A 21,509-nucleotide genomic window follows, 5' to 3' on the forward strand; every position below is an offset into this window, starting at 1 on the left:
ATGTACCTATATTTATCTTATTGTGTATATATTTATCTTATTGTAACTAATATTATATATTTAAATAATGCAAATGGCAAAGTTAATATATAGCAAACTTTGCCATGAAATCGTAACCATTCTTAAAAATGCATAAAAAACAATAGCTTAGGATAGTTTTTTACTATTCTAAGCTATTATTCATCTTCATCCTCTTCAAAAAGTTCTATCATCTTTAAGATTTTCTTTCTTTTGCTCGGAGAAATGTTTTTCATTTTATCCTTTAGTTCTTCAAATTCTTGTTCTAATTTGTCTACTTCATCCATTTCAGAGGAATCTTTTTTAGTGGGGTTATATTTATCTGTAGGTTCTTTTACAGTAATGTTTTCATCTTCATCAAAAAAATCATTTACTGATACATCTAAAGCGTTAGCAAGTTTTTGGAGTGTTCTAATTGTTGGACCTGCATTTTTGCCACTCAATATATCATGCAATGTAGAATGAGCCAATCCAGATTCTTTTGCTAACTTGTATTTAGACCAACCTTTAGCATCTATTATTTTTATGATTTTATATTTATTAAACATTTTTAAACCTCTATGAAATATATTTCGTTATATCTACATAATATACAAAATATTTCGTAATGTCAAGATAATGGTGGAAATATTGAGAAAATTAGAGATATATTCACTTGATATGATTATTTAACGAAATATAAAAATTGATTATTACGTTAAATAATCGTATTATAGAAATAACGAAATATGTAGTAAAAAACGATATAAAAATTTAAGAAAGCAAGTATAAAAAGATTTAACAGGATATCGGGTGTTCGTGGATAGGTTATTGGTATCATTCCTCACTATCTATGCGTTGCACCTTCTATGGTACACAAAGATGAATTCCCATAGCTTGGCTCATAATTGTCCATGTAGGAGTTCCTATGAATTTACCCGATTCGATTTCATAAATTGCTTTATGAATGGGCAGTAAACTACCAACGACCTGAGTTGATGCATTATTTGGTGAATATCCCATCATTTTTTTAATTCCTGCTACTGGTGAAACCACTCCCTTTACCAAATTGTCATTTGTTATTTTAGTAATTTGAGTAAATGCGTTAAGTCCGTTAGGTACAGGGTTTAATTTTGGTAATGCTACTACATTATTAGCAAGAGCTGCACTCATACTTGTTATCGTAATGACTTTTTATTCATTACTTCTACATGTTGCCATGTAGCTCAGCATATTTCTTTATCCTGTTAAATCTATATAAATTTTACCATACGAAAAGTGTTATATCAATACAACGGAAGGAAGCGAAAAATATGCTAGGAGATAACATAAAAAAAATAGCTGAAAGTAAAAACATGACAATATATCAAGTTATGAAAAAAAGTAAAGTTTCAGCTGGACAACTTTATGACATTGTAAATAATAAACAAACAAACCCAACAGTAAACACAGTTAGAAAAATAGCTAAAAGCTTAGAAGTATCAATAAGCAAATTGCTGGAATCGGATGGAGTAAAGGAGGTCGTGTGATGGATGAATACGATAGTTTTTTCCGTTATATGCTACATTAATGTAATCATATTCGGACATATCCTGTATTTCTTCATCAACATACGTTAAAGGTCTCCTTTGATGTAATAAACCAGATTCAGTTATATCAGTCCATTTACCTAACAAGTTAGCATAAACACGTTTCACAGAATCACCTCCCTTACTTGAAACTATCTATAAAGATCTTAAGAGCTTCAAGTTGGGAAGGAGTTAAATCTTTTGCACTGTTTAAAAGTTCTTTGAGTTCAGAAGTAAGAACTACATGTTCTGAATCGTCATTAAAAAATTCAGGGATAGTAATATGGAATATATTACATAACTTAAATAAATTATCCATAGAACATTTCTTGGTATTATTTTCTAATCCCGAAATGAAACTTTGGTGAACATCCATTTTACACCCAAGTTCTTTGGTAGTTAATTTATTTAATTTACGTAATTCACGAATTCGACCGCCAATATCAAACATAATTAAAGACTCCCTTTATAACCTTTAGGTAATTATATAATATATTTTATTTTTACATAATTCAAGTTATATAAAAAATATTACCTATGGGTATAAAAAAGTACTTGACGTTATTACCTTAAAGTAATAAGATTATATTAAATTAATGACTAGGAGGTATTAAAAATGCTCAGAGAAATAGTTGATGAACTTACTTCCATAAGAATAAAAAACAAAATAACAATGGATGAACTTTCTTTAAGATCAGGAGTAAGTCAAAAACATATTAGCAATATAGAGAACCATAGAGCCACTCCTACAATTGAAACTTTGAATAAGATAGCCAATGGCTTAGGAGTGGACATTCAACTGAAAATTAGTAATCACATCCCACGAAATCAAAAAGAAGTAGTGTAAATACTTCATACATTAATTCTACTACCAAAAGAAGGTGAAATAAATGGTACAAGAGTACAGAAATATCTACCAAATAGCGAGGGAAAGTGCAGGTTTTACCCAAGAAAAATCATCAGAGTTAATGGACATATCTGTGGATAGCCTTAGGGCCTATGAAGGTGGCAAGAGAATACCTCCAGACAAAGTGGTTATCAAGATGATAGAAATTTACAACACACAGTATTTGGCATATCAACATCTAAAGACGAGTGCAGAGGTAGGGCAAAAGTATTTACCTCATATTGAAATCACAGATTTATCAACTGCTATTTTGAATTTACAGACACAAGTAGGAGACTACATCAATTGTGAAAAACTACTTATTAGGATTTGCTCTGACGGAAAAGTAAGCAAGGATGAAGAATGTGATTTTGAAAGAATAGCTAAAGAACTTAATGATGTGGTTGAAGCAATTTATGCTTTTAAATTTGCAAAACAAAAATCTGAATAGAAAGGAGGGACAACCATGGAAATGCCGCAGAATGTTAATTTCAAAGAAATAATTAAGGATGCTATAAAGGAAGCTTTAAATGAAATTAGCAAGCCCACGTTAACACTAGATGAATGTAAGGAGTACTCAGGGATAGGGCGGAACAAACTAATGGAGCTTGTGTACGCTGAAAATTCTGATTTTCCGTACTTTAGAAATGGCGTTAAGATTTTAGTGAATAAAAAGAAGCTAGATTTATGGTTAGAGAGAGTTGCAGAAGAAAACAGAGCTTTATAGGAAAGGAGCGAAAAACATGCTTGAAATGCCGCAGAATATAAAACAAAAGCTAAGGAATTTAAATTTAGTGTGTTTAAAGGTCAATAACTTAGAAAAGCAGCTAGAAAAGGATTTTATGAGTTTTGGTGTAAATCCAGATGTTTTAAGAGGTGTTGGAAATGCAAAAGTCAGGACAGAAGCTTTTTCAGGCATAGTCAACTGCTCTGGAGACATAGAAGAAAACATAAAAGAAATTGAAAAAGTGTTTTTGTACTATGTTGGGAAGCAAAAATAAAAAACGAAAGGATGATCTAAGTTGGCAAAATACACGTTGACAGTTAAAAATAGTGTATTTGCAGGAGCACAGGTAACACGCAAGGAATTGGCTCAAACTATTATTCAGGAACTATGTTACCCGCATGAAAATATTGATTACTATACTAATAATTTAGGGAATTTACCCCTAGATGAATATTCAGAGGAATTGAAGAATATGGAACGACCATGTAGGAGGAGAAGGAGGTAAGAAGGATGGCAAAGACTTATAGTTTATCAGAAGCAATACAAATGTTGGAGAAAAATCATAAATTGGAGTTTAAACAGTATACGGATGTGGATGGAGTTGTTTTTCTTAAATTAAACGATAGAGGTTGGTTAGTTAGTAGGAACGCTCATGGAGATGAAATAATTATTGATATAGAAGGAAAATGGGAATTAGTTCAGAAACCAGTAACTTTTATGGAAGCTTTAGAGAGTGGGAAATGGGTTAAAGTTGAGCATGAGATTATACAACCAGAAAGATTCCTGAGTGACTATGGAGATACAACACATTGGAACTCAATAGATCATTTGTTATATCTCTTATCTAATGTTTTGGGTACAGCAGAATTGAGAGAAGTCATTTTAGAGGGCAAATGGTATATAAAGGAGGATTAAGGATGAATGATTTTAACGAGGTATTATTGGAATCTATAAAGTACAATCCAGACATAAAGGTTAAGGTGGAGCACCCTTTAATACAGAAAGAAGGGCTAAAAAATATATTTGATGGCTATATGATGTTTTCATGTATCATGTATAATTTAAGTCTTTGCTTCAAGAATGAGCAACTAGCAGAGATAATCAAAAACGGACAATGGTATTTGAAAATTTAGGAAGGGAGGTAAAGTAAATGTTTAATGCCGAGGAAGTTAAAGGATTTAACAAATTAAGTAATGCAGACAAGGACCTGTTCACAAGATTCTGTAAAAAGTTTTATGATGCATGGGAATATCCAGAGAAGCATAAACCGGTAAAAGTGCAAAAAATGAAGGGGTATTTGAAGGTGACTTTGATTGATGGTGTGTGGCTACACATTACAAAGAATTGTGAGTGGTATTAGGTATGGAGAGGGAGAGGAGGAGGAAAGTAAATGAGTAAATTAAACGGAAGCATGAAATCATTGGAAAAAGTATGTAAACCTGTAGTGGATTATATCAGAGATAACTATAACCCACACGTTACAGTGGTTATTACAGATAGCCAAATCAAGTTACTGGAAGACAAGATGAGTATACCGATAGAAAGTGATGGAAGGGAGGATGAAGATGTTTAACCAGAGATACAGAGCATATTTAAAAGCCACAGGTACAGACCCAAGCAAGGTAAGGGGATACCAATATATGGCGTGGCTTGAAGATATGTGGGATGAATTTTGGAAAGAGAAAGGCATAAAAGCAGATTTTGACTTTAACGGAGAACATAATAACGCATTTGATAATTGGCTGGAAGAGAAAGTTGGGAAGGAGGAAGCTAAATGCTAAATGTAATAATCCCAGAGGACAACATAAAGTTGGACAAACAGATTGCGGCTCTTGAATGGCAATTGAAGTACGACATCAGAGAGAAGGATAAGGAAATCCATCAGGCAGCTTATAACAGGCTGGTTGAGGAAAGGGAGAGGAGGAAGAGGAATGAGTTGTAGTTGTGCAAGGGTAACAGATGAATGGCATGGATGGGCATGTACTATTACTGGAGGTGCTTGTGAATTTTTTATGCCTGATAGTAAATTATGTGCTGAACTATTTGGAGAGGGACCAGATGCAAATAATAAGGAGGATGAAAATTAAATGAATGGATATTTACAGTGCTTGATAGACCAGTATGGAAAACTTGCTAAAAAAGCTCTGATACCTACAGAGAGGACTATTTACATTAAGGTTGTGACAGATTTAGTTGGATTACAGAACTTTTGTAAAAGCGAAGGTGAAACTGTAGCTGAAGATACTCCAAAGAAACATATGGTTGCCGAGTTTGTTGGTACAATGCCGGACTTAATGGAGTATTTGAAGAATCTAAATTCTAAGGGAGGCCAATAGATGCGAGATAAGGAGTTTATGAAGCTGCAGAAAGAAAACAAGAAGCTTAGGGAACTTTTAAGAGAAGGTATTCAACTTGCGGAAGTTTGCGTGGAAAAGGTTAAGTGTCAGGAGGATGTGTGCAAGCCGTTGGAGATTAAGAAGGGTTAGGAGGTGGAAAGAAAGTGAATTGTAACACCTGTAACCATTTAAAGGACAACCTGGAATATGACTATTATAAAAATTACCCAGCAGACTTATGCTACTGTGACATAGAAAGTGAATTTTGGGAAGGGGATATATCAGCAGCATTAGGAAGCCCAATCGACTGTCCAGATTATAAGGAAAGAAGGTGAGTAACATGGATGCACTTACAGTAAAGAAACTTAGAGAGTGCGAACTGGATAACAACGGGGAACTTTACGATCCGTTATCTGGAGAGACTTTTAAAGATATTGATGCACTGACGGATGAGGAAGTAAAAATATTTATGGAGGGATAGAATATGTGGATTAGAAGCCAGAACAGGAAAAGACTTGTAAATGTTGGGATGCTGGATATTTGTGATACTAGAATTTTCGTTAGTGAATTGCCAGGCCAAATCCCAAAATCGGGTATTTGTATTGGAAAGTATGAGAGCGAAGAAAAAGCAGTTAAGGTATTGGATGCAATACAAAAACATGTTGAATTGATAGAACATAATAGAATGTTTATTAATCAACCAGAAGAACAATACAATTATGAGTATTATATTTTTGAAATGCCAGAGAAATAAAAAAAGCCCTCGCCAAAGGGCACAAAATTAAAACTTCGTTATCCCCATTCTACCGCAGAATGGGGGAAAAATCAAATATGGGAGGAATTAAAATGGCAAAATTTGATATTAATGAATCTATAGAGGCTCAAGCAAAATTATGTGAAGATAAAGACTATCCACATTTTGCACCAAGTTCAGGAAAATGCTGGTGTTGTAATCAAAATATCTACGAACAAATTGGCTGGAAGCGTGATGAATTTGGTGATGGAATAAGAGTTGATTTAGAAAAGGCTGATTTTAAAACAGGGATATCCACTGAAAAGGCCGGTAAAGAACTTATAACAGGTTGTCCACATTGTAATAGGACTTATTGTGATTAGGAGGTAGAACATGAGTAAAACAATAGTTTTAGAAAAACTGACTCTTAAGAATTTCAAAGGTATCAAGGACTTAACAATAGATTTTTCAAACATAACCAACATCTACGGTGACAATGCCACAGGAAAGACTACGATATTTGATGCCTTTACATGGCTTTTGTTTAACAAAGACAGCCAGGATATAAGCAAATTTGATGTACAACCACTTGATGGGGACAATAAAGTAGTTCATAGGGTTGATACGGAAGTGGAAGCAGTACTTGAGATAAATGGTGTGAACATGTTGTTAAGGAAACTCTTGAAAGAAAAGTGGGTTAAACCAAAGGGAAAAACTGAATCAGAGTTTCAGGGTGCCACTGCTTCTTACTATATTGATGATGTACCCAAGAAAGAGAAAGAGTATAAGAAGAAAATAAATGAAATCATCCAGGAGGATATATTTAAGCTCCTGACAAATCCAATGCATTTCTCAACTAAAATGACATGGCAGGAAAGAAAAAATATACTCATGGGAATGATAGGTGAAATTACAGATCAGAATGTTATTGATTCAAAGGGAAAATTGAAACCTCTGGAAGAACTTCTTGTAAACAAGGATATAGATGAACTTAAAAAAAGCATAAATGCATCAAGAAAGAAATTGATCAAGGACAAGGAGTCAATACCTCCTAGAGTTGACGAACTTAGAAAAAGTATAAGAAAAGAAGATATTGACTTTAAAGCCTTGGAGTTTAGAAAACGTGGAATAGTTGCAGGAATGAAAAGTGTGGAGGAGCAGCTCCTTGATAAGACAAAACTTGATGATGAACTATTTATGAAGAAAGATAAACTTTATGGACTTAAATCCAAATTAAAAGATATTGAACATGAGGAAGTTGAAAAGGCCGAAAGTGGAAGAGATAAAATAGCCCAGGATATAAGCAGCTTGAATGGGGAAATAGCTGAACTCAAGTTTGATATTAAATCCCTTGAAATGGAGAAAAACAACAACCTTAAAATAGCCAGCAACTTAGAAGTAGAAGTTAAGAATTTAAGGGACAAGTGGTATGAGGAAGATGCAAAAGTTTTTGAACTTCCAGAAGATGCACGTATATGTCCTACCTGCCACCGTCCTTTTGACGAGGAGGATATTGAAAGCCACAGGCAAGAGATGGAGGGGAACTTTAAACAGAATAAGTCCAAAATCTTGAAAAGTATAAAAGCTCAAGGTTTAGAAAAATCTAATGAACTTGAAAAGTATAAAGAGAGAGTATTGAATAATGAAACTGCCCTGAAAAATGCTAGGGATTCTCTGGAAAAGCTCAATAATGAAAAAGATAAACTTCAATCTGAAATAGATAACTTCAAGGTGACCATAGACCTTGATAGTAATATGGAATATCAGGAGATATTAAAACAGGTGGAAGACCTTGAAATGGAACTCTCAAAACCAGTGGAACGGGATACCCAGATAAGAGAACTTAAAGAGAGAAAAGAAAGTATAGAAAAAGAACTTGAGGAGGTCAACTACAAGCTGGGATACAGGGAAATGAATGATAGAACAAATGCCAGGATTGAGGAACTTTTGAACAAAGAAAAAGAGCTAAGCCAGCAGATTGCCAACTTGGATAAAAAAGAATCTCTGTGTGATGAATTCATAAAAACCAAGGTTGAACTTATGGAATCAAGTATTAATTCTAAATTCAAATATGTTAAGTTCAGATTCTTTAAAACCTTGGTTAATGGAGGGATTGAAGAGGGCTGTGAACCCCTTGTAGATGGAGTTCCATTTTCTACGAACTTGAATTCAGGTGCCAGAATTAATGCCGGTATAGATATTATAAACACCTTGTCTCAGCACTACGGAATTAATGCACCAATATTTATAGATAACAGGGAAAGCACCACAAAACTTATAGATGTAGAGAGTCAAGTAGTCAATCTAGTGGTAAGCAAGTCAGATAAAAAATTAAGAATTGAAAATGGTGAACTTGTGGAGGAAAAGCAGCTTGCAAGTTAAATTGAGAATAAGGGAAGGTGATATAAATGGAAAATAAAAGCACTGCAATAACACTAGCCAAAGAGGATGCCCTAAATCAGATAACGGAAAAGATAGGGGAACTTAGAAAAAATAATGATATAGCATTTCCTCCTAATTATTCAGTTGCCAATGCCCTAAACAGTGCATGGCTCCAACTTCAGGAAGTCAAGGACAAGAGCAATAAACCGGCACTTGAGGTATGTACCAAAAATTCAATTATAGGTTCTCTTTATGATATGTGCCTGCAGGGACTGACACCTGCTAAAAAACAATGCTATTTTATAGTCTACGGAAACCAGCTGCAGCTTATGAGAAGTTATATGGGAACTGTAGCAGTAACAAAGAGATTAAAAGGTGTTAAAGATATAAAAGCTTATTGCATTTACGAGGGTGATGAATTTGAACAGACATATGATCTGGATACAGCAACTTTAAAGATTAGTAAATTCAATCCCAAGTTTGAAAATATAGATACAAATAAAATCAAAGGTGCCTTTGCAGTAGTAATCGGAGAGAATGGTCCCATCCATGTAGAGGTAATGAATATCGACCAGATTAGAAAAGCATGGGGACAGGGTATTGCCTATAAAAGTGGAAAATCTACAGCCCATAATAATTTTACAGATGAAATGGCAAAGAAATCGGTGATAAACAGGGCTTGCAAGATGTATGCAAATACTTCTGACGACAGTGACCTTTTGATTGAAGCTTTTAACAATACGGACAAGACCTATGATGAGGAGAGCATGGTAGGTAATGTTGAATATGAAGTTAAGGAAGAGATAAAGGAAAAGGCCAATAAGAAGTCTATAGATATAAAGGCTTCTGAGGAAAAGACGGAAAAGCAGAATGTAATTGATGTGGAGCCTGAGAAGGTGGAAGAAAAACATAATTCAACCCCTACAGAACAAACTGAAACGGAAGGGCCAGGATTTTGATGAAGCTCACAGTATTGGGGAGTGGTAGCAGTGGTAACTGCTATCTACTCCAGAATAAAGACGAAATCTTAATTGTAGAATGTGGATTGTCCTATAAGACTATTTTAAAAGGACTGGATTTTAATTTGATGAATGTTGTAGGGTGTTTGGTCACCCATTGTCATAAGGATCATTCTAAGGCTATAAAGGAGTTTATCAATAACGGAATAGATGTTTACAGCAGCAGTGGAACATTAAAGGCAGTAGATGCTGGGGATTATAGAGCACAAGTAATTGAATCTGAAAATCAGGTTTCTATAGGGTATTTTACTATACTTCCCTTTGAAACTGAACATGATGCAGTAGAGCCTTTAGGGTTTCTTATACAACATAGTGATATGGGTAAACTGCTCTTTATTACAGATAGTTACTACTGCCAGTATAACTTTACAGGACTTAATCACATTATGATTGAGTGCAACTACAGTATGGATATTGTAAATGAAAACTTTGAAAAGGGATTAATACATCCTGTGCTTAGAAACAGGCTTTTGAAATCTCATTTTAGCCTGGAGAATGTAAAAGAATTTTTAAAGGTCACTGATTTAAGTCAGGTTAAAGATATTGTGCTTTTACATCTTAGTGATAGCAATAGTAATGCTGCACAGTTTCAAGAAGAGATAGAAAGGCTTACAGGAAAGCCTACCTATATTGCGGATAAAGGTTTGAAGATAGATTTATTTTAAGGAGTATTGGATTATGGGAGAAGGCAAAGGATGGATAAGTGTACACAGAAAAATTCAATACAGTTGGTTATGGCAAGAGAAGCCTTTTTCTAAAGGCCAGGCTTGGATTGACCTTCTCCTGTCAGCCAACCATAAGGATAAGAAAACTTTACTTGGTAGTGAATTAATAAATGTAAAAAGAGGAAGTTTTATAACGTCACAAAAAAAATTAATGGAAAGATGGGGGTGGGGTACAGAAAAAACTAGAAGGTTTTTAAAGCTCCTTGCTACCGAAGAAATGATAAAATTATCAACTGATAAAAGAAAAACTATGATTACAGTAGTGAATTATGAAGAGTACCAAAATCAGAACGGTTTAAATGAAGATATATCAACGAGTTCCGCCGATAACCAGAACGATAATGGATTACAAACAGATTACAAACAGAATGATAATGGATTACAAACAGAGACAAACAATAATGATAATAAAGATAATAATATTACTACTACTGAAAAAGAGCCATGGGAAATAGCATTAAAATATTTTTGCCAAAAATCAGGAAAGCTGGATCTGAATTTAAAACCTCGTGAACTAGAAGCCGCCCAGAAGATTTGTAATGAGGTGCCGTCCCTCAATACAGTTCTAAGAGGTATAGATCAAGCCTTTGATAGATTCAAGCCAGATACTGAGAATGATAAAATAAACTCTTTTTGCTACTGCATAGGCATTATAAAAGATTTATGGAAACGTGAAAATATCAAGAATGGGGGTAAAAGTCATGATAGAGACCCAAAACAAGAAAATACAGAAAAGGGGATCGACAGCTCCGGGATTGGTTTCCACTTCTGAAACAGAACTAGACAATTGTCCTGTTTGTGGTGAACCTACAGGAAAAGTGGTCAGGCTAATGGGGAGAAATTATATAGTCCCAAGGATGTGTAAGTGTAAAAAAGAAGCCTTTGAAGAAAACGAGCGTATATCTCAAGCCAGAGAAAAGCAGATTAGGCTTGAGAGAATATTTAATAACAGCTTAATGACCAGGGAGTTTAGGGAGTTCACCTTTGAAAGCTGGGACCATACTTTGGGCAATGAGAGCATGTATGAACTAGGAATAAAGTATGTGAAATGTTTCAAAGAAAAAGCCTTGAAAGAAAACGTAGGCCTGCTTATTTACGGAAAGCCAGGTAACGGAAAAACATTTTTATCGGGGTGTATTGCTAATACACTTATAAAACAGTTTATACCTGTGGTTTGTGTTTCTGCTATTGGAATTTTGGAGAGGATAAAGAGCAGTTTCAGAAGCTACGGTGATGAAGGAGTGCAAAACATACTCAATTGCTTGGATAACGCAGATTTGGTGATTATTGACGATATAGGAGTTGAAAATAATACGGATTGGTCCAGAGCTACCATGTATCAAATATTGGATTCAAGATACAGGAAGAAAAAACCATTAATTATAACGTCAAATCTGTCAATGAATCAGCTTAAGAGAAGATATGACAGGGACTGTGAATATGATATTGGCAGAACTGCAGATAGATTAATCCATGATATGTGTTCCCCTATTGAAAATACAGGTTCAAGTATACGGATAAAGAATGGGATTAGAAAAACCCAGATACTCAGAGATATACTAAACAGTTAGAAAGTAAGGAGGAATAATGTGAAACTTAAGAATTTAAGCAACATAAAGTGGATTGGTGGCAAACATGGAAAGGAAGAACGGTACCTGGAACTTATGCCTAAACATAAAATATTTGCGGACTGTACTTTTGGAAGTGGAGCTGTGACTTTTTACAAGAGTGTCAAGTCTCCGGCCAAAATAACAGTTGTCAATGATAAAAATGACGAGCTTATAAACTACATGCTTGTTTTAAGGGATAGACCGGAAGAATTATTCCATGCATGTGATGGGCTGCCATACAGTGAAGCACTTTATAAAAAATATAAATGGGACCCTCTACCTGAGGATAGTTTAGAAAGAGCTGTCAGGTTTTTTTACAAGATGCGGTTGACATTCTCAGGAGGAGGCCACAAATACAGGAATGGATTAGGGCTTTCAAAGACTCAAGACAAGGCTGGGACTTATAGGTCTGCAGTTAACTTAATACCTAAGATGGCCCAAATAATCAAGACATGGAATATACTCTGCAGGGATTTTCAGGAGGTAATTGATTTCTACGATACGGAAGATACATTGTTCTTCCTAGACCCTCCCTATGTGGGATATGAAAATATTTATGCGGGTGGATTTCAACCAGAGGACCATTTGAGGCTAAGAAGGAGACTTGAAAAAATAAAGGGAAAAGCCATGGTCTGCTACTATCCGGATCCGTTGATTGATGAATTATATTATGACTGGCACAGGGTTGAATACAATACAGCTTCACAGATTGAGGTTAGAAGTGATGGAGATAAGTGTCCGATCCGGACTGAATTAATTCTCATGAACTATAAACCTCAGGTAGAGGAACAGATGAAAATTGTTTGATTGAGGTGATAAAAATGGCAGTTGCATTCGAAAGAAAAAAAGAAACCCTGGACTTTGTAAGAGATAACTGGGAAATCATGTACAAAAAGGACATAGCAAAGAAATTGGGCTGTAGTGCTTCAACCGTGAGCATAATAGGAACGGAATTGGGGTTGCCTATTCAGGGTAGGTCGAAGGAATCATTCTATCGCATAGATAGCATCAAGAGGATGAAAAATGATTTTAGACTGGGGGAGAAAATAACTTTAAGAGTAAGTTATGGTAAGGGTAGACGCAAAATCGTAAAAGGTATTGTGACCGATAAGACAGACTATTTGGTGCTGGTAAAGTGGAAAAAGTATGGAGAAGATAGGCGTGAAAGTTTTAGATATGATGAGTTCTGTGTGGGAGAAGTGCAGGTTGTTTCGCGAAATGAAAAATATATGACAGAAAGTTTGTGAGAAAATGAAGCAGATTAGTATACTGGATGAAATTATAGTAGATAATTTCGCTGGAGGTGGCGGAGCATCAACTGGAATAGAGATGGCCACCGGGCATAGCGTAGAGATTGCAATTAACCATGATCCTGCAGCAATAGCCATGCATAAAGTGAATCATCCTCAGACAGAACATTATTGTGAATCTGTTTGGGAAGTTGATCCGGTGAAAGCTGTAAGAGGTAGAAGAGTTGGTTTAGCTTGGTTTAGTCCCGATTGTAAGCATTTTTCAAAGGCAAAAGGAGGAAAACCATGTGATAAAAAAATAAGAGGTTTAGCATGGATTGTACTGAAATGGGCTGCTCTAGTCAGGCCACGGGTGATTATGCTTGAAAATGTAGAGGAGTTTCAGACTTGGGGACCTTTGAACAGAAGAAGGCATCCTATAAAAAATAAAAAGGGAGAAACTTATTGGAAATGGAGAAAGCAACTTGAAGCCTTAGGATATAAAGTTGATTCAAGAGAATTGATTGCAGCTGACTATGGAACTCCAACAAAGAGAAAGCGTTTTTTTATGGTTGCAAGATGTGATGGTCAACCTATTATATGGCCTAAGAAAACTCATGGAGATAGAAATAGTGAGGAAGTTAAAAACGGAATACTAAAGCCGTATGTTCCAGCAGCTGAGGTTATTGATTGGAGTATCCCTTGCAAAAGCATATTTGGTAGAAAAAAGCCACTTGTGAAAAATACTATGAAACGCATAGCAAGAGGAATACAAAAGTTTGTAATTGAAAATCCTGAGCCGTTTATAATGCAAATTGGTCAAACTGGATTCACGAAAGATAGAAATAAATCAATTCATGAGCCGTTAACAACTATAGTAAGTAAGGCAGAACATTGTTTAGTAACACCTTACTTAATTCAATATCATTCAGAAACCACTAAAGATGGAGTAAGAGGACAATCTATTAAAGAGCCAATTATGACATTAGATAGTTCACCCAGATATGGATTAGTAAGTGCGTTTATTATACAGATGAATAAAAATATGATAGGAACAGATATGAAAGAACCTATTAATACCATTGTTGCAGGACCAGGACACATGGGAGAAGTAAGAGCTTTCTTGATTAAGTATTATGGTCAAGGTGTGGGGCAGGATATTAATGAACCATTAGATACTATAGTCAGTAAAGATAGATTTGGATTAGTTACAATTTATGGACAAGATTATCAAATAGCTGATATTGGAATGAGAATGCTAGAGCCTCATGAACTATTTGTAGCTCAAGGGTTTCCAAGTAACTATATTATAGATCATGATTATGAAGGGAAAAGATATCCGAAAACAGCTCAAGTAGCACGTTGTGGCAATGCAGTACCTCCACCCTTTGCAGAAGCACTGGTAAGAGCAAATCTTCCAGAGTTATGCGAAGGCAATGGAAGGTTTAGAGAAGTAGGTTAATACGTGATGCAAACTTAATTTATATAAATAACAGCCAATTTAAGCCATAGGTATAGCAAATCTCAAAGAAGAGGGGACAAGTAGTATAATTAATCGTCTTGAAATTAGGATGGGTTTAAAAGGACTATATTAGAGTTTTAGAATATTAGTGTAGTAGGTGAGAAAGATGAAAAAGAAAAGTCCTAAGATGTGCAATCATTACTGGAAAAGTGTTGGTAAAACTAGGTCGGGTGGAATTATTAAAAGATGTTTGATATGCGGTGAATATTGCATTGTTAAATAAAAAGGAGTGAATATTAATGAGCTATAAAGAAAAGTGCTTTGGATATTTTAGCAGTAACAAAGGACAAGAAAAAGGAGATTTATTAAAAGGTGCAGTTAGTAAATTTGGAATAACTAGGTTGACAGCAGAGAACTATTACTCCAGGTGGAAAGCTCAAAATCCAAGTTCCGTTGATGAGGTGGCAGAAAAGGCAGTAGATTATATTTTTGGAGAAGGTGAAGGGGAAGAAATAGAAAAGAAAAAACCAAGTTTAACAGATGAGATGATACTTGAGGAATTAAATAAAATTGGGTTCAGTTATCTTTCGATAAGTACTAATATGATTAAATGCATTGCAAATAAATTTAACTTGGAAGAACATACTGCAAAATTTAGGTTGGAGGAATTGGCTAAGAAAAGAAAAGTTAAAAAAGAGGAGGTGAAACCGAAGCTATCGGGGGATGAAATAAATGAGTTATGTGAAAATACGGAGTTTGAAAAAGAGACTGTTGCTGTGGACGATAAGCCGGCGAAGCCAGCCGATAAACCCTCGAAGGACTGCGAAGAATCGGCGAAAGATGTTAATAAAAAATTTGGGCAAAGACTGAAAATAGCGTTGCTCCAAGGGAAGGTAATGAGTTATGAAATTCAAGAGGGTGGATTTCTTTTAAGGCAAAAATCTTATATTAATAGCATACCAGTAGATTTCAAGGATATTGATGATTTTATTGCAGAACTTAGGGAGCTTAAGGAAGTGATGGCATGATTTTAGCAATAGATCCGGGTAATAGAGAAAGTGCCTATGTGGTGATGGATTATAATTTAAAGCCTATAGAGTTTGGAAAGTTTGGAAATGAAGATGTTAGGCAGGAATTGAGAAGAAATATTAAAAAATATGGACATGAATTAAGAATAGCAATAGAAATGGTAGCAAGTTATGGTATGGCTGTGGGGCGTGAAGTATTTGAAACCTGCGTATGGATTGGCAGATTTACTGAGATGGTAGAACAATTCAACATGAATACAAATTATATATATCGTAAAGATGAAAAGCTGAATTTGTGCAATTCTCAGAGAGCAAATGATAGTACTATAACACAAGCTCTAGTGGATAGATTTGCATATGGAACACGGAACCATGGCAAGGGCACGAAAAAGGCTCCAGGGTGGTTTTATGGATTTAAGAAAGACATATGGCAGGCTTATGCAGTGGGAGTTACTTATTTTGATTTGTATTTGGCTAGAGATGGAATATGGGAGAGGAGGGCAAAGTAAATGCAAAATAATGATAAGAACAGTGTTAATAATGTCGATACTAGCAGTCCAATATTTAAAAAAATACTTAGTCAGCTGGATGTAAGAATAAAGGCTATAATGGATAAAGTTTATGACAATAAGGACTTTCAAAGTGGAGATATAACTTTAAAGATAACATTAGGTACAGTAACCAATGCAAAAGAATTTGTGGTGATGAAGGAAGGCAGATTAATTAATAAGGAATACGAATATAAAAGCTTAGATATAAAACATGCCATTACGACAACACTAAAACAAACAGATAAAACTGATGGAGAATATATAGGGCAAAAAGAATTAATTAAAAATAGTGACGGGGATTTTATAGAAGTTCCAATTAAAGATGGGCAAATGAATATGTTTGATAGATAAGAAGGTGGTTAATATGCTTGATACTGCAACGGTAACATTGTCATATAAGGAATTTCAAGAGTTAATAAATAAGAATAATGAAGCAGAATGTTATAGGCAAAAAGTTCATGCTTTAAGAAAAAAACTAGAAAGTAGAGACGAAAGAAAAGCGTTAGATAGTATAGTAGATATCTTATTTAAGGCTAATGATAGTAAAACAGCTAAAGAGAAACAAGCTTATATTAGAGAATGTTTGGAAATATATTGTAAGACGTTTGATATATCCATAGAGGAATTACTTAGATAAAGAGGGTGAATACATTGAAACTAAAGCTAATGGTGCTTAGGAAGCTGATAGACCGAAGAGGAAATAAGATAGACAATCGTACAATGTCTTGGCAGGATTGGAAGGATAAAGTTTTAGAGGAAGCAGGAGAGCTGTGTGAGGCTCTCTCCTCTGGAGATAAGAAAAAGATAATGGAAGAGGTGCTGGATGTTATTCAAGTGGGTATTGGGATTCTGGCCAAGCTTTTTAGAGAGAATTTTGACATAGTTCAGGGATTTCACAGGCACAACAAAAAGTTGGTTGACAGAGGCTGTGAGGCTTGCGGGGAAGTTGGGGCTAATGTGTGTAGGAAGTAGAATGTAAAGTGATAATATTATGTATTTGAAAGAAGGGATTAAATATGACTAACTATGAATGCTATTTTGGATCACCGGAAAGGGCATTAGATTCTTTAACTCTACTTCTTGAATTTCCAGATCATCCAAGGCAAGAGGTAAGAGAATTCCAAAAAGAAGTTAAAGAAATGGGAGCAGCTAGATGGCTGGAAAGTGAATGTATAAATCAAAGGTGGTGGAAAAATACACCATTTATAAAAAATAAATAGTTCGTAATCCAAAGACTTTGTAATAAACTCAAATACCAGGGATTTAATAACCCCTGGTACAAAGAGTAACTATTCGAAAGTAAAAAATAAATATGGAGATTAAAATAATGCTTTATGAATAGTATGTCCTGAATTGGATTTATTATACAGGGAATTTGATATAAATTATAGATTAATTGAAATTTCAAGCAGAATTAAACACCGGGGATTATCCATCCCCGGTATAATGAAAAAAATGATGGCTATATTCAGGAGTAAATGCAAAATATAAAAATATTCATACGAAAGAGGTTTCGCATGAATAGGGTATGTAAAATTAGGTTTATTATACTGGAAATTTAAAGAAGGTGAGTAGATGGAGCATTTAATAAAATTAGGTTATACGTTCATAGGAGTATGGGTTCTGTTGAGTATAGTTGGGATAATAGGCTTTTATATAGTTGTTAGGAATTGCAAGAAGGAAAGTGCTAAGAGTTATAAGAATCTTAAAAAGGAGTGGGACAGGCATGGGAGGTAAATAAGTTAAGGAGGAATAGCTTATGTGCCAATATTGTGACGGTGAATATGGAAAAGGTATTCTTGTAAATAAAAGCCCTGACAGTAAAAAAACACAACCTAATGAAGCTGTAATATTTCAACTGAAAGGTGATAAACCCAGAATAGTATTATTTAGGCATAGACTTGCACAAGGACATTTTAAGATAAAGTATTGTCCTATATGCGGTAGAAAGTTAGTTTAAAAGTGAATGGGCATGGAGGGATTGTATGGAAGTAATGGCAGAACGTAAACATATAGATTTAACCAAACACTGTAAAGTGAGATATGTAGAAAGAGTGAAAGGTATAACTGGTAACTTTGCTGTCCAGGAATATGTAGCAGCCAATAATGAAAGGATAATACAGGATGTAAATAAGATATTTACTTATTCTGATTTCTTGACAGAAGACCAAATAGGAGGAGATAAAACCACCAAAAGGTTTTATATAAAAGATGATATACTCCTTGTTTTGAGGAGTGATGAATCGGCAATAATTACCTTGATTAAAGTTGACTTTGGTTTTCCAGTAAAAACTAATAGAAATATTGTTAAGGACCTTCTGGTGGAAATAAATTTATTGAAAGAAGATTTAGAGGAAAATGAAAGGTCCATAGTCGATTATGTAAATGCCAGAACTCTGGAAAGGGAAAGGTATTTTGATAAAATCCAACTGCTGCAAGAAGAAATTAATTCTCTTAACCTGACCATAAAACAGATTGATGTTGATATAGAGAAAAAGAAAGAGAGCACCAAGGTTTCAAAACTTAAATTAAAAGAATATGTCAATATGATTTGTAATTCTAGGGCTTTTAAGGATGATTTGAAGCAGATGGGTAAGTAGAGGCGTAACATAATCAACAATAAGATTTTAGGGGAGGAATTAAATAATGGATGAAATGAAATTCATTGAGATGGAAGAAAAACTCCGGAACTATTTTAATAAGGATAAGAAAATTAGTGTACTGAATAAAAAGTTAGAAGTTTTAAAAAGTCAGATAGATGTAATAGAGTACAAACTTAAGAATGTTGCAGTAGACCTCCCCGAAGAATCACGTTCAATGGTATATGAAGAAAGAGTCCAGACAAGTCCTACAGGTGAAAGTTATGCCGAGAGGACTTTGCTGCGTATAACGGATAAATTGATTAAGGAGCAGTCATGGAAGAGAGAACAGGTTGCAAATATAGAGGAAACTTTAAGGAATATGGAAGCAGATAATGCTGTTATTGAAGCTAATATTAAAGATTTAAGAATTGAGGACCAGGAGTTTTTGAAATATAAGTATAAGTACAAGAAAACAGATTTGCAGGTTGGAGTAAAATTTAATATGTCTCCAGGGGGAGTTACAAAGAGAAGGCATAGGTTGATTGAGAATATAGTTAACTGGGATATGTGGATTAGTGCCTAATTACTAAGTCGACATAGTTATTAAAATTTATAAAACAATTATTATATGTATAAGAATAAAAATAATTTACAATACTAATTTTATAAATATTTTTATGTTAGGAGGTTATATAAATGGGGAACACCACAAAAACGCCATTAGTTGCATCAGAAATATCAGGTATTTGGAACTCTTATATGGCTGGAAATCTAGTTGGACGCATAGTTAGATATTTTTCCAACAGAGTTGATGATGATGAAATTCGTGATATTTTACAGTATGCTCTAAATTTATTTAATCAGCGTATTGAAGTATTAACTAATTTATTTAATCAAGAGAAACTACCTTTACCAGAAGGTATTACAGACAGCGATATTGATGTAAATGCTCCACGTTTATTTTCTGACACTCTCTACTTGCAGTATATAGCATATGAGGCAAAATCAGCAGTGCGTAGCTATAGTGTGATTTTAGGTCATGTGACACGTCCTGATATTAGAGATTATTTCTCAAAATGCATTCAAGAAAGTACTGACGTCTATAACAGGGCGGCAGAACTGGGCTTATCAAAGGGTATTTTTATTAAAGCACCTCGGATAGAAGTACCTAAAAAAGTTGAATATATAAAAAGTAAAAGTTTTATTTTAGATAGTTTTGGAAAGAAGAGAGCTTTACTTGCAGATGAAATAACGGACATTGTTTCTATCACCAATGATACCGTGATAAGAAGAGCTTTACTAGTTGGTTTTAATCAAGTGTGTAAAGACAAAAAAGTTTGTAATTATATATCAAGAGTTATAAATCTTGCAACTAAACAAAATGATGGTTTTAATTCATTCTTAGTAGATGAAGTTATTCCAATTGGAAGCTCTTCGGATTCATATGTAACTGACTCAACAATTTCACCATTTTCAGAGAAACTTATGTTAAGTAAAGTTTCTCTAATGTATAGGTTAAAGATAGGTAGTATAGGGCTAGCATTGGCAAATATAATGAGAAGTGACTTGAAGGCTACATATAGAAAATATTTAGATGAAGCTATGGAGTATTCTAAAGATGGTGTAAATATCATGATTGATAATGAATGGTTTGAACAGCCCCCACAGGCAATAAACCATGAAAATTTGGTAGGAGTTTGATATAGGAAAATGTAGTAAATATAAATATTAGTATGGTATATTCAGATTACAATGAAATTTTATAAATTATAATGTCTGTATTGATACTAAGAACTAAATGATTTTTTAAATACTGTATTATTCAAAACTGAATTTTACAGTGTCTTTATACTTGTAAAACAGAAATATTAGGAATTATTCAGGAATTAAGGTGGAATTAAACAGGAATTAAAATGGAATTAGATTGGAATTAAAATATTGAAAAAATGTAGTATAATAGTTATAATGAGAATGTCAGGGATTATACTGATAGTAACTTATAATAAATCTTTCAATTTACTTATGCCTCTAGCCCCGAGGTTAAATAGGGCTGCCAATGCGGGAAACTGCAAATAAAAATTATACTATATATGTGTATATATCGGAAATAAGCACTGGTAGGAACTAGTGCTTATTCTTATTTGAAATTTGTACCGGTTTACACTTAGTACATTTATGGAGTTTTCAATACTCTTTTAATACCAATCCCAATACCATTCGTAATAGCATGGGTAAGGTGGGTAAGGTCTGCATCTTCTACGTCTACGTCTTCTACGTCTACGTCTTCTACGCCTGCGCCCTCTTTGTCTATAAAAGTCATCATCATCAAAATCATCGTCATCAAAATCATCATCTATATCTGAGTCTAAATATTCATCGTCTATTGATCGATTATAAGGTGTTGATAAGTATGGACAATATATAGGAGCGTTAAAGTCATAGGAATTTTCAACTGTTTTGTTATTTTTGTTGTCACTAGAGTTGCTAATACTCATGAAGTACCTCCGAAAATTTATTTACAATGCATACTATGAGTAAAATATCAAATCTGTGAATAAGAGTTAAGAATTATTAGAAGGTGTATAAATATTAAAATTAGAGCATATATATAAATATAAGTGTAACTAAACTCCGGATAGTTACTTGCTATGAGTATATCTGTTTAACATATCTC

42 protein-coding genes are annotated in these 21,509 nt (G+C 34.2%); 38 read left to right on the forward strand and 4 right to left on the reverse strand.

Going from position 1 to position 21,509, the window contains the following annotated elements:
• Positions 1-176: 176 nt before the first annotated feature.
• Positions 177-566, reverse strand: a complete 390-nt coding sequence (locus BS101_RS00320) for a helix-turn-helix domain-containing protein (protein WP_083585614.1) — start codon at positions 564-566, stop codon at positions 177-179.
• Between the two features lie 298 nt (positions 567-864).
• The gene (locus BS101_RS00325; protein WP_073537037.1) at positions 865-1,170 is read right to left on the reverse strand and encodes a hypothetical protein; all 306 of its coding nucleotides are present in this window, start codon (positions 1,168-1,170) and stop codon (positions 865-867) included.
• A gap of 140 nt (positions 1,171-1,310) precedes the next feature.
• On the opposite strand from BS101_RS00325, the gene BS101_RS00330 reads away from it, so the two are divergent.
• Complete coding sequence (locus tag BS101_RS00330; protein WP_073537038.1) at positions 1,311-1,526, forward strand: helix-turn-helix domain-containing protein; 216 nt, start codon at positions 1,311-1,313, stop codon at positions 1,524-1,526.
• Between the two features lie 181 nt (positions 1,527-1,707).
• On the opposite strand, the gene BS101_RS00340 is transcribed toward BS101_RS00330, so the two are convergent.
• On the reverse strand, positions 1,708-2,016 hold the full coding sequence (locus BS101_RS00340) for a helix-turn-helix domain-containing protein (RefSeq protein ID WP_073537040.1): 309 nt from the start codon (positions 2,014-2,016) through the stop codon (positions 1,708-1,710).
• Positions 2,017-2,181: 165 nt separating this feature from the next.
• On the opposite strand from BS101_RS00340, the gene BS101_RS00345 reads away from it, so the two are divergent.
• From BS101_RS00345 to BS101_RS00495, 37 genes are all read left to right on the forward strand, one after another.
• A complete protein-coding gene (locus BS101_RS00345) occupies positions 2,182-2,412 on the forward strand; it encodes a helix-turn-helix domain-containing protein (RefSeq protein WP_073537041.1) in 231 nt (76 codons plus the stop codon).
• Between the two features lie 43 nt (positions 2,413-2,455).
• Complete coding sequence (locus tag BS101_RS00350; protein WP_073537042.1) at positions 2,456-2,902, forward strand: helix-turn-helix domain-containing protein; 447 nt, start codon at positions 2,456-2,458, stop codon at positions 2,900-2,902.
• A gap of 15 nt (positions 2,903-2,917) precedes the next feature.
• Positions 2,918-3,178 carry an excisionase gene (locus tag BS101_RS00355; RefSeq protein WP_073537043.1) on the forward strand — a complete coding sequence of 87 codons (261 nt, stop codon included), beginning with the start codon at positions 2,918-2,920 and terminating at the stop codon, positions 3,176-3,178.
• 16 nt (positions 3,179-3,194) lie between these two features.
• Positions 3,195-3,452 carry a hypothetical protein gene (locus BS101_RS00360; protein ID WP_073537044.1) on the forward strand — a complete coding sequence of 86 codons (258 nt, stop codon included), beginning with the start codon at positions 3,195-3,197 and terminating at the stop codon, positions 3,450-3,452.
• A 21-nt stretch (positions 3,453-3,473) separates the two neighbouring features.
• On the forward strand, positions 3,474-3,683 hold the full coding sequence (locus tag BS101_RS00365; protein ID WP_073537045.1) for a hypothetical protein: 210 nt from the start codon (positions 3,474-3,476) through the stop codon (positions 3,681-3,683).
• Positions 3,684-3,688: 5 nt separating this feature from the next.
• Positions 3,689-4,093, forward strand: coding sequence for a hypothetical protein (locus BS101_RS00370; RefSeq protein ID WP_073537046.1), 405 nt, complete (start codon positions 3,689-3,691; stop codon positions 4,091-4,093).
• Positions 4,094-4,095: 2 nt separating this feature from the next.
• Positions 4,096-4,311 carry a hypothetical protein gene (locus BS101_RS00375; RefSeq protein ID WP_073537047.1) on the forward strand — a complete coding sequence of 72 codons (216 nt, stop codon included), beginning with the start codon at positions 4,096-4,098 and terminating at the stop codon, positions 4,309-4,311.
• A 17-nt stretch (positions 4,312-4,328) separates the two neighbouring features.
• Complete coding sequence (locus BS101_RS00380; RefSeq protein ID WP_073537048.1) at positions 4,329-4,538, forward strand: hypothetical protein; 210 nt, start codon at positions 4,329-4,331, stop codon at positions 4,536-4,538.
• A gap of 30 nt (positions 4,539-4,568) precedes the next feature.
• Positions 4,569-4,751 carry a hypothetical protein gene (locus BS101_RS00385; RefSeq protein WP_073537049.1) on the forward strand — a complete coding sequence of 61 codons (183 nt, stop codon included), beginning with the start codon at positions 4,569-4,571 and terminating at the stop codon, positions 4,749-4,751.
• Positions 4,744-4,959 carry a hypothetical protein gene (locus tag BS101_RS00390; RefSeq protein WP_073537050.1) on the forward strand — a complete coding sequence of 72 codons (216 nt, stop codon included), beginning with the start codon at positions 4,744-4,746 and terminating at the stop codon, positions 4,957-4,959. Before BS101_RS00385 ends, BS101_RS00390 begins: the two co-directional genes overlap by 8 nt.
• Complete coding sequence (locus BS101_RS23140; RefSeq protein ID WP_198039538.1) at positions 4,953-5,120, forward strand: hypothetical protein; 168 nt, start codon at positions 4,953-4,955, stop codon at positions 5,118-5,120. The genes BS101_RS00390 and BS101_RS23140 overlap by 7 nt, the downstream gene beginning before the upstream one ends.
• Positions 5,110-5,265, forward strand: coding sequence for a hypothetical protein (locus tag BS101_RS23145; protein WP_198039539.1), 156 nt, complete (start codon positions 5,110-5,112; stop codon positions 5,263-5,265). The genes BS101_RS23140 and BS101_RS23145 overlap by 11 nt, the downstream gene beginning before the upstream one ends.
• On the forward strand, positions 5,266-5,514 hold the full coding sequence (locus BS101_RS00395) for a hypothetical protein (RefSeq protein ID WP_073537051.1): 249 nt from the start codon (positions 5,266-5,268) through the stop codon (positions 5,512-5,514).
• Positions 5,515-5,664, forward strand: a complete 150-nt coding sequence (locus tag BS101_RS22520) for a hypothetical protein (protein ID WP_156875976.1) — start codon at positions 5,515-5,517, stop codon at positions 5,662-5,664.
• Between the two features lie 14 nt (positions 5,665-5,678).
• Complete coding sequence (locus tag BS101_RS22525; protein WP_156875977.1) at positions 5,679-5,849, forward strand: hypothetical protein; 171 nt, start codon at positions 5,679-5,681, stop codon at positions 5,847-5,849.
• Entirely contained in the window at positions 5,846-5,995 is a 150-nt protein-coding gene (locus BS101_RS22530; protein WP_156875978.1) for a hypothetical protein, read from the forward strand. The genes BS101_RS22525 and BS101_RS22530 overlap by 4 nt, the downstream gene beginning before the upstream one ends.
• Positions 5,996-5,998: 3 nt before the next feature.
• Positions 5,999-6,268, forward strand: coding sequence for a hypothetical protein (locus tag BS101_RS00400; protein ID WP_073537052.1), 270 nt, complete (start codon positions 5,999-6,001; stop codon positions 6,266-6,268).
• Positions 6,269-6,360: 92 nt separating this feature from the next.
• Complete coding sequence (locus BS101_RS00405) at positions 6,361-6,630, forward strand: hypothetical protein (RefSeq protein ID WP_156875979.1); 270 nt, start codon at positions 6,361-6,363, stop codon at positions 6,628-6,630.
• A gap of 10 nt (positions 6,631-6,640) precedes the next feature.
• Positions 6,641-8,629 carry an AAA family ATPase gene (locus tag BS101_RS00410; protein ID WP_073537054.1) on the forward strand — a complete coding sequence of 663 codons (1,989 nt, stop codon included), beginning with the start codon at positions 6,641-6,643 and terminating at the stop codon, positions 8,627-8,629.
• A gap of 26 nt (positions 8,630-8,655) precedes the next feature.
• The gene (locus BS101_RS00415) at positions 8,656-9,588 is read left to right on the forward strand and encodes a recombinase RecT (protein ID WP_073537055.1); all 933 of its coding nucleotides are present in this window, start codon (positions 8,656-8,658) and stop codon (positions 9,586-9,588) included.
• Positions 9,588-10,313: an MBL fold metallo-hydrolase gene (locus BS101_RS00420; protein ID WP_073537056.1), complete on the forward strand. Its 726-nt coding sequence runs from the start codon at positions 9,588-9,590 to the stop codon at positions 10,311-10,313. Before BS101_RS00415 ends, BS101_RS00420 begins: the two co-directional genes overlap by 1 nt.
• Positions 10,314-10,326: 13 nt before the next feature.
• On the forward strand, positions 10,327-11,145 hold the full coding sequence (locus BS101_RS00425; protein WP_073537057.1) for a hypothetical protein: 819 nt from the start codon (positions 10,327-10,329) through the stop codon (positions 11,143-11,145).
• The gene (locus tag BS101_RS00430; protein ID WP_073537058.1) at positions 11,075-11,944 is read left to right on the forward strand and encodes an ATP-binding protein; all 870 of its coding nucleotides are present in this window, start codon (positions 11,075-11,077) and stop codon (positions 11,942-11,944) included. Before BS101_RS00425 ends, BS101_RS00430 begins: the two co-directional genes overlap by 71 nt.
• Positions 11,945-11,962: 18 nt before the next feature.
• A complete protein-coding gene (locus BS101_RS00435) occupies positions 11,963-12,790 on the forward strand; it encodes a DNA adenine methylase (RefSeq protein WP_073537059.1) in 828 nt (275 codons plus the stop codon).
• A 14-nt stretch (positions 12,791-12,804) separates the two neighbouring features.
• Complete coding sequence (locus BS101_RS00440; protein ID WP_073537060.1) at positions 12,805-13,230, forward strand: hypothetical protein; 426 nt, start codon at positions 12,805-12,807, stop codon at positions 13,228-13,230.
• Between the two features lie 4 nt (positions 13,231-13,234).
• Positions 13,235-14,674, forward strand: a complete 1,440-nt coding sequence (locus BS101_RS00445; protein WP_198039540.1) for a DNA cytosine methyltransferase — start codon at positions 13,235-13,237, stop codon at positions 14,672-14,674.
• A gap of 299 nt (positions 14,675-14,973) precedes the next feature.
• Positions 14,974-15,702: a hypothetical protein gene (locus tag BS101_RS00450; RefSeq protein WP_073537061.1), complete on the forward strand. Its 729-nt coding sequence runs from the start codon at positions 14,974-14,976 to the stop codon at positions 15,700-15,702.
• A complete protein-coding gene (locus BS101_RS00455; protein WP_073537062.1) occupies positions 15,699-16,211 on the forward strand; it encodes a hypothetical protein in 513 nt (170 codons plus the stop codon). The genes BS101_RS00450 and BS101_RS00455 overlap by 4 nt, the downstream gene beginning before the upstream one ends.
• Positions 16,212-16,604: a hypothetical protein gene (locus BS101_RS00460; protein WP_073537063.1), complete on the forward strand. Its 393-nt coding sequence runs from the start codon at positions 16,212-16,214 to the stop codon at positions 16,602-16,604.
• Positions 16,605-16,617: 13 nt separating this feature from the next.
• On the forward strand, positions 16,618-16,890 hold the full coding sequence (locus BS101_RS00465; protein WP_073537064.1) for a hypothetical protein: 273 nt from the start codon (positions 16,618-16,620) through the stop codon (positions 16,888-16,890).
• A 29-nt stretch (positions 16,891-16,919) separates the two neighbouring features.
• Positions 16,920-17,225: a MazG-like family protein gene (locus BS101_RS00470; protein ID WP_073541012.1), complete on the forward strand. Its 306-nt coding sequence runs from the start codon at positions 16,920-16,922 to the stop codon at positions 17,223-17,225.
• Positions 17,226-17,269: 44 nt separating this feature from the next.
• On the forward strand, positions 17,270-17,473 hold the full coding sequence (locus BS101_RS00475; protein WP_073537065.1) for a hypothetical protein: 204 nt from the start codon (positions 17,270-17,272) through the stop codon (positions 17,471-17,473).
• A 355-nt stretch (positions 17,474-17,828) separates the two neighbouring features.
• Positions 17,829-17,990: a hypothetical protein gene (locus BS101_RS22535; protein ID WP_156875981.1), complete on the forward strand. Its 162-nt coding sequence runs from the start codon at positions 17,829-17,831 to the stop codon at positions 17,988-17,990.
• A gap of 22 nt (positions 17,991-18,012) precedes the next feature.
• Entirely contained in the window at positions 18,013-18,213 is a 201-nt protein-coding gene (locus BS101_RS00480) for a hypothetical protein (protein WP_073537066.1), read from the forward strand.
• A 25-nt stretch (positions 18,214-18,238) separates the two neighbouring features.
• Positions 18,239-18,853 carry a hypothetical protein gene (locus BS101_RS00485; RefSeq protein WP_073537067.1) on the forward strand — a complete coding sequence of 205 codons (615 nt, stop codon included), beginning with the start codon at positions 18,239-18,241 and terminating at the stop codon, positions 18,851-18,853.
• Positions 18,854-18,899: 46 nt separating this feature from the next.
• Positions 18,900-19,418: a hypothetical protein gene (locus BS101_RS00490; protein ID WP_073537068.1), complete on the forward strand. Its 519-nt coding sequence runs from the start codon at positions 18,900-18,902 to the stop codon at positions 19,416-19,418.
• A gap of 113 nt (positions 19,419-19,531) precedes the next feature.
• Positions 19,532-20,536 carry a DUF3231 family protein gene (locus BS101_RS00495; protein WP_073537069.1) on the forward strand — a complete coding sequence of 335 codons (1,005 nt, stop codon included), beginning with the start codon at positions 19,532-19,534 and terminating at the stop codon, positions 20,534-20,536.
• Positions 20,537-21,008: 472 nt separating this feature from the next.
• On the opposite strand, the gene BS101_RS22540 is transcribed toward BS101_RS00495, so the two are convergent.
• Entirely contained in the window at positions 21,009-21,176 is a 168-nt protein-coding gene (locus BS101_RS22540; protein WP_156875982.1) for a hypothetical protein, read from the reverse strand.
• Between the last annotated feature and the right edge of the window lie 333 nt (positions 21,177-21,509).

The sequence above is a fragment of the Clostridium kluyveri genome, from assembly GCF_001902295.1.
Classification (GTDB): domain Bacteria; phylum Bacillota; class Clostridia; order Clostridiales; family Clostridiaceae; genus Clostridium_B; species Clostridium_B kluyveri_B.